This window comes from Flavobacterium branchiicola (assembly GCF_018383905.1).
GTDB lineage: Bacteria > Bacteroidota > Bacteroidia > Flavobacteriales > Flavobacteriaceae > Flavobacterium > Flavobacterium branchiicola.
The window spans coordinates 397,352-411,817 of sequence record NZ_JAGYWA010000004.1 but is presented as its reverse complement, the minus strand read 5'-3'; the positions used below and the strand labels follow the sequence as shown (position 1 = coordinate 411,817).

Annotated in this window: 11 protein-coding genes and 1 tRNA gene; 4 read left to right on the top strand and 8 right to left on the bottom strand. The window is 33.2% G+C overall.

Annotated features, from left to right (window positions below; all coding sequences use genetic code 11):
* Positions 1-159: 159 nt before the first annotated feature.
* The 8 genes from KHA98_RS11795 to KHA98_RS11760 form a co-directional block, all read right to left on the bottom strand.
* The gene (locus KHA98_RS11795) at positions 160-1,059 is read right to left on the bottom strand and encodes a phosphatase domain-containing protein (RefSeq protein ID WP_213258131.1); all 900 of its coding nucleotides are present in this window, start codon (positions 1,057-1,059) and stop codon (positions 160-162) included.
* Positions 1,060-1,071: 12 nt separating this feature from the next.
* Positions 1,072-2,256, bottom strand: a complete 1,185-nt coding sequence (locus tag KHA98_RS11790; protein ID WP_213258130.1) for a DNA ligase-like domain-containing protein — start codon at positions 2,254-2,256, stop codon at positions 1,072-1,074.
* 3 nt (positions 2,257-2,259) lie between these two features.
* Complete coding sequence (locus KHA98_RS11785) at positions 2,260-3,537, bottom strand: methyltransferase domain-containing protein (RefSeq protein ID WP_213258129.1); 1,278 nt, start codon at positions 3,535-3,537, stop codon at positions 2,260-2,262.
* A 72-nt stretch (positions 3,538-3,609) separates the two neighbouring features.
* Positions 3,610-4,626: an RNA ligase gene (locus KHA98_RS11780; RefSeq protein WP_213258128.1), complete on the bottom strand. Its 1,017-nt coding sequence runs from the start codon at positions 4,624-4,626 to the stop codon at positions 3,610-3,612.
* A 55-nt stretch (positions 4,627-4,681) separates the two neighbouring features.
* Positions 4,682-5,410 carry a hypothetical protein gene (locus tag KHA98_RS11775; RefSeq protein WP_213258127.1) on the bottom strand — a complete coding sequence of 243 codons (729 nt, stop codon included), beginning with the start codon at positions 5,408-5,410 and terminating at the stop codon, positions 4,682-4,684.
* 3 nt (positions 5,411-5,413) lie between these two features.
* Positions 5,414-6,184 carry a hypothetical protein gene (locus KHA98_RS11770; RefSeq protein WP_213258126.1) on the bottom strand — a complete coding sequence of 257 codons (771 nt, stop codon included), beginning with the start codon at positions 6,182-6,184 and terminating at the stop codon, positions 5,414-5,416.
* Positions 6,185-6,497: 313 nt separating this feature from the next.
* A complete protein-coding gene (locus KHA98_RS11765) occupies positions 6,498-8,738 on the bottom strand; it encodes a hypothetical protein (RefSeq protein ID WP_213258125.1) in 2,241 nt (746 codons plus the stop codon).
* A gap of 248 nt (positions 8,739-8,986) precedes the next feature.
* Positions 8,987-9,104 (bottom strand) — tRNA-OTHER (locus KHA98_RS11760).
* Between the two features lie 280 nt (positions 9,105-9,384).
* Between KHA98_RS11760 and KHA98_RS11755 the strand changes: the two genes are divergently transcribed.
* The 4 genes from KHA98_RS11755 to KHA98_RS11740 all read left to right on the top strand — a co-directional run bounded on the left by KHA98_RS11755 (position 9,385) and on the right by KHA98_RS11740 (position 14,465).
* Entirely contained in the window at positions 9,385-9,999 is a 615-nt protein-coding gene (locus KHA98_RS11755; RefSeq protein ID WP_213258124.1) for an HD domain-containing protein, read from the top strand.
* A gap of 317 nt (positions 10,000-10,316) precedes the next feature.
* Positions 10,317-11,354: a helix-turn-helix transcriptional regulator gene (locus tag KHA98_RS11750; RefSeq protein ID WP_213258123.1), complete on the top strand. Its 1,038-nt coding sequence runs from the start codon at positions 10,317-10,319 to the stop codon at positions 11,352-11,354.
* A gap of 221 nt (positions 11,355-11,575) precedes the next feature.
* Positions 11,576-12,025, top strand: coding sequence for a MarR family winged helix-turn-helix transcriptional regulator (locus KHA98_RS11745; RefSeq protein WP_213258122.1), 450 nt, complete (start codon positions 11,576-11,578; stop codon positions 12,023-12,025).
* 49 nt (positions 12,026-12,074) lie between these two features.
* A complete protein-coding gene (locus tag KHA98_RS11740) occupies positions 12,075-14,465 on the top strand; it encodes a 3-hydroxyacyl-CoA dehydrogenase/enoyl-CoA hydratase family protein (protein WP_213258121.1) in 2,391 nt (796 codons plus the stop codon).
* Position 14,466 lies beyond the last annotated feature (1 nt).

Sequence of the window (14,466 nt, the reverse complement as noted above, 5' to 3'; positions counted from 1 at the left end):
AACTACCGCGACTTATTAGCTGCACAGGAAGGATTTGAACCTTCGTCTTTTGGATACTCTTCATGTTAGACGCACTGCAGTGCGCCTCTACAATTTGTGCGTCTAGAAAACCTTTATCCCTTTGTTACTCTGTTACTTTGTTACTTTGTGCCTCAAAAACTAAAAATCTCCGTAATACACTTGGAAACATGGCAGCTTCAAATCATTTCTCCAGGTATCTACTACTTGGTTTCTATCGTCTAACACAAATTCTACGAAGTATTTATCTTTTATAAATTCATTATAGATTTCGGTTTTGATGATCGAATCTTTACGGCTGTCTTTGGTTTTACGCATGATAAGATCATCGTACTCAATTTCATGTTTTTGAAGAAAACGCAATGTTGGTTCTTTATATCGATCTTCTCTTCCAGAAACCAGCAAAATTTCATATCCTAATTTCTTGTAATTTCTCAACACATTTGCCACTGGATTATTGATTTCGTCTTCGTCACATTTGCTTGCTTCAAAAGGGTTTCTTCCGTTCATCAGAGCCAGCGTTCCGTCAAGATCGCAGATAATCGCTTTTGGCAAATCTGAGTTTTGATCGCAGTATTCTAGATTTTTTTCTACTTTTTTAATCTCTTTGAAATCAAATTTCGCTTTTGTTTTCTGCAATTGATGATACATGTTTTCAATTACTTTTCCCGGAACTTTACGTTCTCTTTTATCATTTCGACTAAAAAGTTCTTCCAATGGTAAATCAAACACTTTAAATTCGATATTGGCTTGTTCCGAAAAATTATCGATAGGCTGTTTGATATAATCGTACTTCACATTACAAGTATCCAAAACTACATTCCATCCGTTAGAAAGCAACGTTTTAATTTGCACGTTTATAATTTTTGAAATCATACTTTCTACCGAATTATCCATCACTTCCTGAAATTGAGAAAACCTGATTTCATCACGACTAATTCGCATGGTTTTGACCTCAGTTCTCACTTTCCATTCGGCAAACGTACTTTTTCCTGATGCCGGAGCGCCTATTAATATCGTTAATGTTGGTATCTTTTTCATTTTTGTTAAGTGTTATAATCTTGGATCTAATGTTTTTTCTATCTCTTCATTATTGATTCTTTTCAATAGAAGCAAACGCATTAAATAATTCTCGCCTCGTAAATCTTTATACGGAATCTGAAGCATTTTCTGATTGATTTCCCAGCCGTTTATAGATTGTTCTAATTTTCTTTTTACGTTTCTTTTATCTAAATAATGGTCAAAATCCTGATGAAAATTCACGCCGTAAATCATTGTAAGATAATTGTTGTTTCTAACTTTAAAACATGGCGGAAGACCTTTTAAGTAATTTTGAACTGGTTTTATCATTATTCCCTCTTCATTTGCTTCTGTCAATTTTTCAAAAAAAGCATAAATTTCTTTTAGCTTTTCTTCTTTATTTAAAGCTGTAATTTCCAAATGCAAAAACAGATCATCATTAATTAATTCGTAAGTCAAATTGCTATTTGGTAAAATTTCTTCTCCCGAAATTTTTACTTCTTTTAAAATCGTAAAAGGCTTGAAATAGATTTCGCCTTCTGTTCCAAAAGTATCAATCTGGTTTTTAAATACGTTTAATGATTCTTGCTGTTTATCTAAATTTGGAATTTTTACCAACTCCAAAGCATCATACTGACGTATAATATGCATTTTGTATTTGCTAGAGAATTCCTTTCTCGAAAGCTGTGTTTTATCTGAAACATAAGTCGTAAAAGCTTCTTCGTTTTTAATACTAATTAATTTTTCAATCAAACCGGAATCTTTCAAATAGTCTTTATGCCTCTGTAAAGCATCGTAATATCCTATAAATTCTTTTTCAATCAATCCAGCTCCCAAAATTTTCCAAGGCAATAATTCAGAAGCAATCATAAGGATTTCAAAATAAGGGAAATCTACGAGCATTTTGGCATGCAAATCTCTCAAACTTTCAATAGCTTGTTCTGTATTGATATGATCCATTTTAAAACCATTTCTAGAAACAAAATATGTTTCTTCGATATTTCTTTTTAGATAAATGGTACAATACGAACCCATGTATTTCTTCTGCACTACAAATTCGGTCACGCCATGGTGCATGTAATAATGAATCGCGCTTTCGATACTTTCAATTTCGTTTCTTTCTTTATTTTTTGGTGCAGGTGAAATGGTTGGCGAAAAATCATTGATTTTATTTTCGCAAAACCACTCTATTCTGTTTCTTATTTTATAGTCTAACATTTTCTATTTTTTTTGAATGATTACTGCACTTGTCGGATAAACTCCTTTTACACAATCTCCTACTCCGTGAAATTCTTTACGATTTGGAAAAATTTCATTTATAAATGATACGAACTCTGTATTTGATAATTCAAAATCATGATCGTCATGACGAAATTCTTCTGTTAATTCATAATTTACATTAAACTCTTTGTCTGGTGTCGTCACAAATAATTGGGTAAACTTGGTATTGTCTCTAATCCAGATTAGCAATTCTTTTGCATCTTCAACAGAATTGTGCTCAATCACTTCACTTAAAATAATTTGTCCTTCAAAACCTTTAAGTTCTTCCAAATTATCTGTCCAAATCAAATTATCTGTTCTGTCCGATTCCTGAATTTTATCGGCGATATGTTTAAAATCAACTTCGTCGTATGCATAATAATCTTCTGTAAATCCTTTTTTGTTCAGCAATTTGTAATACTGCAATTCTCCACAACCAAAGTCTAAAAGTGGTTCTTCAAAATTAATTCTGCTACAAATAAATTCTTTTCTTGACTGATGTGTATCTGTAAACACAAACTGAACTCCGTTATCAAAATAAGCTTCCAACTGTGGTTTAAATTTCTCAAATTGTGATGGAGAACGCATAATTCTTTTTATAAAAAGATAAAACACAAAATACGGAACACCAGTAAGATTGGTAAACATCGTGATATGCTTCTGGATAAAATAATCATCGATAAAAGTATAAACTGCATATCTGTTGGTAAAATGGGAAAATAATGCTACTAGCGAAAATTTCTGCATAGCCTCTCTTACCGTTGCTCCTTCAATTTTTAATTCGAAATTATTGCCAATTTTATTGACCAATGTAATTCCGTCTATGTATTTTGACAAAAGGTACTTTTCGTTTTTGTACCAGTTCGAGTCTATAAAAAATATTGGAACTTTGATCGTACATTTCTCTGTATCCACCTCATCATAGTTTTTATCTAACCAAGGAATCAGCGTTTTGTCTAAAACTTTATTTTCTTTATATAAATGATTAAAAAATTCCGTCGCCATATTTAATGCCAACAAAGGACTGCAGTTGCTTTGAAAATCGATCTGATTTCCTTCTTCGGGCAAATAACTGTGTTTTCCATCTAGAAAAACACAGTGATATTCATTTTCAGCGATTACATTTCCAATTACAATTCCGTTTTTCAATTCCTTCAAATAAAGTCCCTTGTCTGTATTTGGGTTTTTATAAAGAATATCCAAAAAGTATTTATTATCTGATTTAACTTTTATAATCATGGCATTTATTTTTTTCTTTGACAAATATAGCTTTGCTACTGCGCAATTATTTTGCGCAGTTAAAAATTGTTTTTATTCTTCTTCTCTATTAAAAGGCTTTTCAAATTTTGGACGAATCATTTTCCAGATTAGTTCTGCATATTCTCTTTTGTCAAGCATCGAAAACAAGACTTTTGGATATTTACAGTTTTGAAAATAAAAAGCAGTTTCCTTTCTTGTTTCCAATACTTTGAAATTCAATTTGCATTGGTCTTCTATGGCTTTATAATCATTTTCTAAATCTGTTTTGGTTTGTTTCACCCAGCTGAAAAATTCATCAGGAACGCATTCCAGAATTTCTTCAAATGACTGATTTGTTTTTAAATATTCCCAAATGTTCAAATTAGAAACCTGAGTAATGATTCGGTGTAATCGAAGATATTCTTCAAATTTAATTTTTACCCGAAAATTATTGGCGTATTTAATCACAAAACCTTCTTTATTATTCTGATTTAACGCCGATAACGTTTTGATATCTTTTACTCCGTCAAACTTCTGAACTATTGGAAATCCAATATCTTCAAGAGGAAATTCTTCTCCAGAAAGCGTATCAACAATGGCAAGCAAAACTAATTCTTCTGTTGCTCCGTAATCTAAAACGATTCGGTTTTCTGGATAAATAATTTCAAACAAATAAGTTTTCGATTTGTCGAGCAATGCCCATGAATCTTTATATTTTTCGTGAAGCATTTCATTTCCTTTATCTGATTGATCGCTTGAAAATGAACCACGGCTTGCAATAAAAGGAACGTCATTCAGCCAATACAAAATCCCTAACGAACCGTCCATTTTATCAAAAACTTCGAAAGTAGCATCAGGAAGAACTTGATTTTCCATTTCGCCCAAATTAAAAAATTTAGGAAAAGGTCTGGCTATAACATTATTATTTCCATCTAAGATAATTCCGCGGCAGCCAATTGTAATTTCGTTCCAAACTCTCTCAAATTGTGCATTTTGAGTATAGTTGTAAATATACAAATCGTGTTCAGGGTGTTTGTTTACCTTGACATAATTCTGCGAAATCATTTCTTTTAATAAGATTGTATTCATTAGTTCTTTTCTTTGAACAAATATTCAAAAACCACTGCGCAATCATTCTGCGCAGTTAAATTTTATTTTCATCTTCATATTTATACTCCGATTTATTTTTCATTTTGGAGCTTCTGTCTTTGAGAATCGTTATAAAACTGAAAAGCCATTTTTGTAGATTTTCAAAATCGGTATTTTCTTCTCTAGAGAGATATTTTTTCAAATCTGGAAATGCATTTGCAATTTCATTTTTGGTGTACAATTCTTTCCCTTCATGAAGCGAAATTGCTTGCCCTAGTTGAAATGCAATTGATTTTATAATATCTAAAAGATTCGTATTTTTTCCAAAAGAGGAAAGTTGTTTCAAATCTATTTTTTCTAATGCCTTAATCTGTTCGTCCAAATCGCCTTTTAAAGCACTTTTTATTATTGAACGATATTCTGTTTTGCTCAAAAAAGATAAAATCATTCTGGCACTTCTCAAAAATTTCAAATCAACATCCCTCGCCAAAAGCTTCGTAATTTGATTGTCGAATTTCTGATGATGATTTTGATACGTATAAAACAATGCATTATTCAATTCGTCTGTTGTGCCTTTGTAAACCTCCGTTAAATGACCGTTTTTTTGAACCGCTAGATTCGCATTGATTTTCTTTTCAGAATAAAACTTTGTTATAGATTCACTGAGTTTTTTGGATAACGAAAGTTTTTCTAAAATCGTTTCCGGCATTTCTTCAACAACGAAAACCAAATCGAGATCGAGAGAATTTTCAGAACCGAATATTTGATGGATTGGTAATTTCATTTCTTAAAACTTTTCATTCAACATATCTATACATTCATTTTTACAAGTCAAAAAACCATTTTCTGATTGAAACTTTCCAAAATTGTGAATTAGCGACAGCCAATGGTTGATATAATTTTGCAATACTTTTTTATCCTCCTCTACAATTGCTTTTCTATAAATAAAAGGTTCCAAATCTTTGAAATGGCTTACTAATTTTTTCTTAGTATATATTTCAACATTATTTTCAATTAAAGCGATATTTTGTCCGACATAAAAAGCTATGATTTTCCAAATATCAATATCATCAGTATTCTTCTGATTGAACTGAGAAATCGAAACAAAATCTATATTGTTAAGCGCTTCTAGTTTTAAATTAAAATCATGAATCCCTTTTAAAATCGGACGAATTTGAGTTCTATATTCCGTTCTGGTCAACATTGTCAAAACGGTACGAACTGCTTTATAAATTGCTAAAGTCTTATTTCGAACCTGTTTTTCCGTTACTAATAATTCATGTTTTTGTTCGTGTAAAGGATAGGTTTCGAGCAATGCATTATTAAGCGAATCAATCCATGATTTAGTAAAAATTGTATCTGAAATTTTTCCGTTTTTAATTACTGCAAAAGTTGCGTTCCAATTCAAATCATATTCTTTCAAAAGTGCCAATACTTTATTTTTTCTGTCCTCTTGTTTTTCAGGCATTTCTTCTTTTGAAATAACGATAATTACATCTAAATCTGTAGAATCGTCAGAACCATAAACATAATACGGGTAAGGAAAATTTGTTTTCATATTTTTGTTTTTTAAGGGACAAAGATTCAAAGGTTCATAGGTACAAAGGTCTTTTACTACTGCGTAGATTTTTATTTCTCGCAAAATCGCAGAGTCGCAAAGTTTTTTCTCTCGCAGATTGCGCAGATTTAAGGGATTTTTTCTAATCATTTTAATCCTCATAATCTGTGGCTTAAAAAATAAAATCTTTGCGACTCTGTCCCGATAGCTATCGGGATTGCGAGATTAGATTTACCAAGCTTTGCAAAGACGCACAACAGTGCGCCCCTACAAAACCTTAGCACCTCAGAACCTAAGTACCTCAGCACCTTCCTTAATCAATTAACAATTGTGTCACCACCGCTGGGTTCATCGCCCATTGCGCTGTGTACACCTCATCAGCGATTTCATTTTCGGTGATTGTTAAACCTTGAGCTTCCGCTTTTAGTTGTAATAAATTACCAATATTCAATTTGCTGTTCAATTTTGCCAATAATGCCTGAACTCCTTTAGAATCCAAACCACCCACAACCTGACCTCCGAAAGTCATCTCTAACCAAACGATTTCTCTTTTGGCTACATCCAACACTCCAAAAACCAAACCTTTGGCAACATTTTGCGTTACACGAACCTGATGATCTACACACGACGGATCGTACGCAACACCAGTTTTATCCGAAATTTTCATCGGATGTTTACTATTCATCCAACCTACAACTAGATTTGGCGTAATACTTCCGTTGCTGTATGCATTACAAGTAAAAGTTACAAATTTTGCCTTAGCTTTCGCTAATTCGTCGATGTTGATATTGATGTATTCAGCCGTTCCAATTTTATTCGGAATACTTCTGATATCACCGCTATGCTGACAACCTAAAGTTGTTAATCGACTGAAAGAACAAATATCTGAACGGTCTTCGTAAGCGATATGGCAGCTTAAATCCATATCTAAATGTTGCGCTGGCAAATCCTTACCCCATTGCATAAACAATCGTACTTCGTTTCCTTCAACCGGGAAACGTGTTCCCATTAAAGCAACTGGCAAATCCTGAATGGTCTCGCTTCGATCTCCTATAGAAACCGGAATATTAAACAATTGCGGATCGATATAAATTGTTTTATTTGGGTTTGAAACCGACGCAAATCGTTTTTTCATAGCCAAAATAGTCAAGTCTTCGATTTGATTTTTCATTGTTTCCAATTGTGCATCATCGTACAACTTCAACAACTGATTTGATGCAATTCGTTTGTTTGTTCCGCCCAAAGGTTTCACGCTTCTCTGCATGTTTACATCAAAGTAATTTTGCGCATACATGTTTAATGTAAACACCAATCTTGCAGGAACTTTATCGATAATTTCTTCAAAATGAGCAATTGTTTCATCGGCTCCAAACCATAGCATGTTCGAAAATAAAGAACGAGCAAACAATCCTGGACGTTGTTTCAACAATACAAATGTTTTATCGGCATCAAATTTCAATCTTGACGAATTTACTTTGCTTTGCCAAACATCATAAACCTGATTGTAGAATACATCCATTAAAAAATTCAATTTCTCAAATCCTTTTCTTTTGCTGTATTCTGCCAAACGCAAGGCACGGATAAAACGAACCCACATTCCTCTTTTTGGATGCATGATTTCGCACATTGTTTCGACATCCAAATTCATGTTGTTTAACCAATTTGCCACCATCAAACATTCTTTTCTTGAATATTTTAGTTTCAAATCTTTTTTAGAAGCAATTCTGGACTGAACGCTTGTATCTAAAGAATTATGAAAATGCTGACCGTTTTTAATCGCTCTTTTAATAATTGTTTTTGGTTCGATAACCTGCAACATTCCGGTATTTTTATACCATAAATATCGTAAAATATCTGTTGGCGTTTTCAAAAACTGAGAAGCCAAATCTTCATTTCCGTTTTCAATCAAAAGATCGATCACAAGCATTAAAGTTTCCTTCATTGCTATTTCGGTTTTCGGTAAAGCCAAATATTTCATCGTCATTTTTAAACTATCTACCTGAGTAGCGTCTAATGCTGTTTTTGACTGTAATAACGAAATGTAAAAATTCTCTAAATCTTTCTCATTCCACAATTCAAGCATTTTTAATTTGCTTCCTTGACCGATGTTTTCCAGTTTACCAAATTCAAACGGAGTTCCGCAGAAAGGACAACCGTTGTATTTCTCCAATGGAAAAGTATGATCTGGAATTATATGTCCGCATTGTAAAGTCGTTCCATTTTTAGTTTGGAAAACATTTCCGAAAAACGTGATAATATGATCCAAAACAGATTCATTTGTTGGCACATTCCATTCTTTCACCAATGGAGTCCAGTTTTTATCAGTTCCTAAAACTTCTCTCAGCACTTCTAAAACTTCGATTTTATAATTTGGGTTGACATTATTTAAAGCATGCAATAAAGATTCAGAAAATGTATATCCCAATTTTGAAACATTGGCTGCAAAAACCGATGTTATTCCTGATAAATTCTTGTTATCACTCGCAACCATTTCTGATGGAATGAAAATCGCATTCTGACGTAAACTGATTTTTAATAATGCTGCTGTTTTCATTTTTTTTAATTTTTAAAATTTAGATAATGGTGCTTCTGAGTTCTACCTAAAAGAGTGTTTGAAGTAAGAAGCACTTGACCTGAAATTCGAGTGTAATGAATTAACTAAGCTAAAATGGAGCGGGCTACCGCGAAAGAAGTAAGTTAATCTTGACCCTCGTTTTTTATTAATGATGATTTTAAAACTATGTTCGGATTCGAACCGAAAGTATCCGTTGTCTGAAGTAAGTTTTAATTGACCATTAATAGTGAAGCAGATGGGATTCGAACCCACGACCCGGACATTAGAAGTGTACGAAGTAAGTTTGGATTGACCTTTTAAGGATAATTTCAAAACTACCTGCTCTAACCGCTGAGCTACTGCTTCAAATATTGAATAAAAAGGTAATGGTGTAAGTAGTACGTGGAAAGTGTTTCGAAGTAACTTAAACTTGACCTGTTTTTTTCAATTTTTTATTTATATGAACGTTGTTTTTATTTGTTGAACAAAGATTTCTAAACTAGTGCGCAATTATTCTGCGTAGTGAAAATTTTGTTTTATTTTTTAGAAATACTGTTTATTTTATTTCCTGAACAAAGATTTCAAAACTACTACGCAATTATTTTGCGCAGTAAAAAAGAAATTATAAATTTGAGTAAAAAACAAGATGAATCTTCATAAAATCTACACTGATTTACTTCTAAATATTGGTTTTAATGAGACGGAAACTCAGAAACACTGGATCGTTTTAGAAAAAGCATATTCCAAGAAATCAAGACATTATCACAATCTTACTCACTTAAAAGAAATGATTGCCAGTTTTGAAATGTATTTTGATCGTATTCAGAATCCGAACGAAATATTATTTTCTATTTTTTATCATGATATTGTGTATTCGGCTTCAAAAAAAGATAATGAATTGAAAAGTGCTGAGTTTGCTTTGTCGATTCTACCCGAAAATCATACGATAAATAGTCAATTGGTTTTTGATGCCATTTGCGCAACACAGCTTCATGCTCAAAATAAAATTGAAGATATTAATTGGTTGATTGATTTTGATTTGAAAATTCTCGCCAAAAACTGGGACGATTATAAAATCTATTTTGAACAAATACGAAAAGAATATCGCATTTATCCTGATTTTCTTTATAAACCCGGACGCGCTAAAGCGTTGAAACATTTTCTGGAATATGAATTTATTTTCCAAACGAATGAATTCAGAGGTTTATATGAAGATCTGGCAAGACGAAATATTGAGAAAGAGATTTCTTTACTAACGTAATTTCGTTGTTAAACCCGACAGGTTTTTAAAACCTGTCGGGTTTAATCGACAACGTACATATGTAGAGACGCACTGCAGTGCGTCTACGCAACGAATATCCACAATGTCTTAGACGCACTGCAGTGCGCCTCTACAAAAATTGGAACGGAAAATAAATCATTAAATAAAACATAAAAAGATCTTCTTATAACAACATAGACGCGTGAGGGATTGAGGCGGTATCCTTTTATGAAAGTCCCGATAGCTATCGGGACTTTCATAAAAGATATAGCCGAAAGCCCGACCCGGAGGGACACGCCAAAAAAACCACACACAACATGTCACAAAACAAAAACGCCTTAATACGATATAAAGTAATCGACAAATGTCTGCAGAATAAATACAGACAATGGACGCTGGAAGATTTAATAGAATGCTGTTCTGAAGCTTTATCTGAATATGAAGGCCGCGATATTCCCATTAGTAAAAGAACCATTCAAATGGATATTCAATTAATGCGAAGTGAAAAATTGGGTTATAATGCACCAATCGTAGTTTACGACAAAAAATATTATAAATATGAAGACGAAGATTTCACGATAACCGATATTCCGCTGACGGAAACCGATATGAATGTTTTGACCGAAACGGTTTCGATGTTGAAACAGTTTAAGGATTTCTCTTTATTTAATGATGTATCGGATATTCTGCAACGACTGGAAGATAAAATCTATGCCGAGAAGTCGCACACCAAACCGGTTATTTATTTGGATAAAAATGAAAATCTAAAAGGTCTGCATTATTTGGATGAAATCTATCAGGCGATTATTAAAAAGATGGTTCTGATTATTACTTACAAATCTTTTAAATCGCAGGAAGAAACGAAATTTCATTTTCATCCTTTTATATTGAAGGAATTTAATAATCGCTGGTTTTTAATTGGAAAAAAGAAAGCTACGCAACCCATTACCAATTTGGCCCTCGATAGAATTGTTTCTATAGATTACGATTTTAATCTTCCTTATATAGAAGAAGATTTTGACGCAGATTCTTATTATAAGAATGTAATTGGTGTTACGGTAAACTCAGGTTTAAAGCCTAGACGACTTGAGCTTTGGGTAGATGCCACAAATGCACCTTATGTTATTACGAAACCTTTGCATTCGTCGCAACGACTTATTAAAGAAAATGAGGACGGAAGTATTGTAATTAATTTGTTCCTGATTCCTAATTACGAAATGGAAAGACTTTTATTAGGCTTTGGCTCCGGACTTGAAGTTTTAAAACCTGAATATCTTAGAAACAGGATGCAAAAAATCATAAAAGGCGCTTTAGACAAGTACGAATCTGATAATAATACTGCATTAAATCTATAATTTTTTACAAAAAGAAGAATTAAAACTATTTTTAAAACGATAAAACAATTTTTAAAGCATTAAAAATGTTAAAATTTCAAAAAAGAATAGTATATTTCAGTTAAAATTTAATTCTAAACCCCTATAAATCAAAGACATTTTTTAATTAACCAAAAATTTATTCAAAATTAATATGCATGCATAGTATTTTTTGATTATATTTGAAATCGATATAGTTACCTATGAAAGATAAAACGATAGATTATATTTTGAGAGCGACATGGCAGGCTGTTTCAAGAATGTATAACGAAGAAGCTGCAAAATACGATGCTACAATGGCAACGGGATTTGCTCTTTTAAGTATGGACAAGGAAGAAGGAACTCCATCAACCGCTTTAGGGCCACGAATGGGAATGGAAGCCACCAGCCTTACCAGAACATTAAAATCTATGGAAGACAAAGGTTTGATTGTTCGCAAAAAAAATCCAAGTGACGGCCGTGGTGTTTTAATCTACCTGACCGATTTTGGAAAAGAAAAAAGAGATTTATCTAAAAATACTGTCCTGAAGTTTAATGAATCAGTTCGAAAACATGTTTCAGACGAAAAGCTGAATCATTTTATCGAAGTTGCTGAAATCATTAATGAATTGATTCACGACAAAAACATATTTAATCAAACAGAAAATGAATAATCTTTTTTAAGAAAATTCAAATTCTTCTACAAACAAATAGTAACAAATTATGAAACGCACAATTAAAAAAGTTGCTGTAATTGGATCCGGAATTATGGGTTCAGGTATAGCTTGTCATTTTGCCAACATTGGTGTTGAAGTTTTACTGCTTGACATCGTGCCTCGCGAGTTGACAGAAGCTGAAGCTAAAAAAGGATTAACGCTTGAAAGTAAAGCCGTTCGCAACCGTGTGGTAAACGAGCATTTGGCGAATTCATTAAAATCGAAACCCTCTCCTATTTACAGTCAGAAATTTGCAAACAGAATTACGACTGGAAATACGACAGACGATATGGCAAAAATTGCTACTGTTGACTGGATTATTGAGGTTGTAGTTGAACGATTGGATATTAAGAAATTAGTATTTGAACAAATCGAGAAATTCCGTAAACCGGGAACTTTGGTTACTTCAAACACTTCTGGTATTCCAATTCACTTTATGAGCGAAGGAAGAAGCGAAGATTTTCAACAGCACTTCTGCGGAACGCACTTTTTTAACCCTGCGCGTTACTTAAAATTATTTGAAATTATTCCGGGCCCAAAAACTTCAACTGAAGTATTGGATTTCTTAAACGAATACGGTTCTAAATTCTTAGGAAAAACTTCGGTTGTTGCTAAAGATACTCCGGCGTTTATTGGAAACAGAATTGGTATTTACGGAATTCAGAGTTTATTTCATTTAGTTAAAGAAATGGGATTAACGATTGAAGAAGTTGATAAATTGACAGGTCCGGTAATTGGTCGTCCAAAATCGGCTACTTTCCGTACGGTTGACGTTGTTGGTTTAGATACTTTGGTACACGTTGCCAACGGTATTTACGAAAACTGCCCAACTGACGAACAACACGAATTGTTCAAACTTCCAGATTTCATCAACAAAATGATGGAAAATAATTGGTTAGGAAGCAAAACTGGACAAGGTTTTTATAAAAAAGTAGATAAAGATATTCTTTCTTTAGACTTAGATACACTTGAATACCGCGCTGCAAAAAAAGCAAATTTTGCCACTTTAGAATTAACTAAAACGATCGACAAACCTATTAATCGTTTTAAAGTTTTAGTAAAAGGAACTGACAAAGCGGGAGAATTCTACCGTAAGAGTTTCGCAGGAATGTTTGCTTATGTATCAAACAGAATTCCTGAAATCTCAGACGAATTATACAAAATTGACGACGCTATGAAAGCTGGTTTTGGATGGGAAAATGGTCCATTCGAAATCTGGGATGCTATTGGTGTTGCCAAAGGAATCGAAATCATGAAAGCAGAAGGTTTAGAGCCTGCTGCATGGGTGAACGAAATGTTGGCTTCTGGAAGCGACAGTTTTTATACTGTAAAAGAAGGTGCTACTTTCTTCTACAATATTCCAACAAAATCACAAGTAAAAGTTCCTGGACAAGATTCATTTATTATTCTAAACAACATTCGCGAAAGCAAAAAAGTTTGGAGCAACAGTGGAGCCATTATTGAAGATTTAGGAGACGGAATCTTAAATTTAGAATTCCAGTCTAAAATGAATACAATTGGTGGCGATGTTCTACAAGCGATCAATAAAGCAATCGACTTAGCTGAAAAAGAATATCAAGGTCTTGTTATTGGAAATCAAGCTGCGAATTTCTCTGTTGGGGCTAATATCGGAATGATTTTCATGATGGCGGTTGAACAAGAATACGACGAATTGAACATGGCTATTAAATTGTTCCAAGATACAATGATGCGCGTTCGTTATTCTGGAATTCCAGTTGTAGTTGCGCCTCACGGAATGACTTTTGGTGGTGGATGCGAAATGAGTTTACATGCTGATAAAGTTGTAGCTGCTGCAGAAACATACATGGGATTAGTTGAATTTGGTGTTGGTGTACTTCCTGGTGGTGGTGGATCTAAAGAAATGGCTTTGAGAGCTTCAGATTTATTCCGTAAAAATGATGTGGAATTAAATGTTCTTCAAGAGTATTTCTTAACTATCGCTATGGCAAAAGTATCTACTTCTGGTTATGAAGCTTTTGACACTGGACTTCTTCAACATGGAAAAGATATTATCGTTGTAAACAAAGATCGTCAGATCGCTGAAGCTAAAAAACATGCATTGTTAATGGCAGAAGCTGGTTATACACAACCTATCAGAAGAACTGATGTTAAGGTTTTAGGAAAACAAGCTTTAGGAATGTTCTTAGTTGGAACTGACCAAATGGAAGCTGGAAAATATATCTCGGAGCACGACAAGAAAATCGCTAACAAACTGGCTTATGTAATGGCTGGTGGTGATTTATCTGAAGCAACTTTAGTTTCTGAACAATACTTATTAGATATTGAAAGAGAAGCTTTCTTGAGTTTATGTACAGAGCGTAAGACTTTGGAGAGAATTCAATACATGTTGACTAAAGGAAAACCGTTGAGAAACTAGA

Bases quoted from the DNA above. Each gene is read 5' to 3' on its own strand.
- KHA98_RS11755 (WP_213258124.1), top strand. From the start codon at position 9,385: ATGAATCTTCATAAAATCTACACTGATTTACTTCTAAATATTGGTTTT.
- KHA98_RS11770 (WP_213258126.1), bottom strand. From the start codon at position 6,184: ATGAAAACAAATTTTCCTTACCCGTATTATGTTTATGGTTCTGACGAT.
- KHA98_RS11750 (WP_213258123.1), top strand. From the start codon at position 10,317: ATGTCACAAAACAAAAACGCCTTAATACGATATAAAGTAATCGACAAA.
- KHA98_RS11740 (WP_213258121.1), top strand. From the start codon at position 12,075: ATGAAACGCACAATTAAAAAAGTTGCTGTAATTGGATCCGGAATTATG.
- KHA98_RS11775 (WP_213258127.1), bottom strand. From the start codon at position 5,410: ATGAAATTACCAATCCATCAAATATTCGGTTCTGAAAATTCTCTCGAT.
- KHA98_RS11780 (WP_213258128.1), bottom strand. From the start codon at position 4,626: ATGAATACAATCTTATTAAAAGAAATGATTTCGCAGAATTATGTCAAG.
- KHA98_RS11785 (WP_213258129.1), bottom strand. From the start codon at position 3,537: ATGATTATAAAAGTTAAATCAGATAATAAATACTTTTTGGATATTCTT.
- KHA98_RS11745 (WP_213258122.1), top strand. From the start codon at position 11,576: ATGAAAGATAAAACGATAGATTATATTTTGAGAGCGACATGGCAGGCT.
- KHA98_RS11795 (WP_213258131.1), bottom strand. From the start codon at position 1,059: ATGAAAAAGATACCAACATTAACGATATTAATAGGCGCTCCGGCATCA.
- KHA98_RS11765 (WP_213258125.1), bottom strand. From the start codon at position 8,738: ATGAAAACAGCAGCATTATTAAAAATCAGTTTACGTCAGAATGCGATT.
- KHA98_RS11790 (WP_213258130.1), bottom strand. From the start codon at position 2,256: ATGTTAGACTATAAAATAAGAAACAGAATAGAGTGGTTTTGCGAAAAT.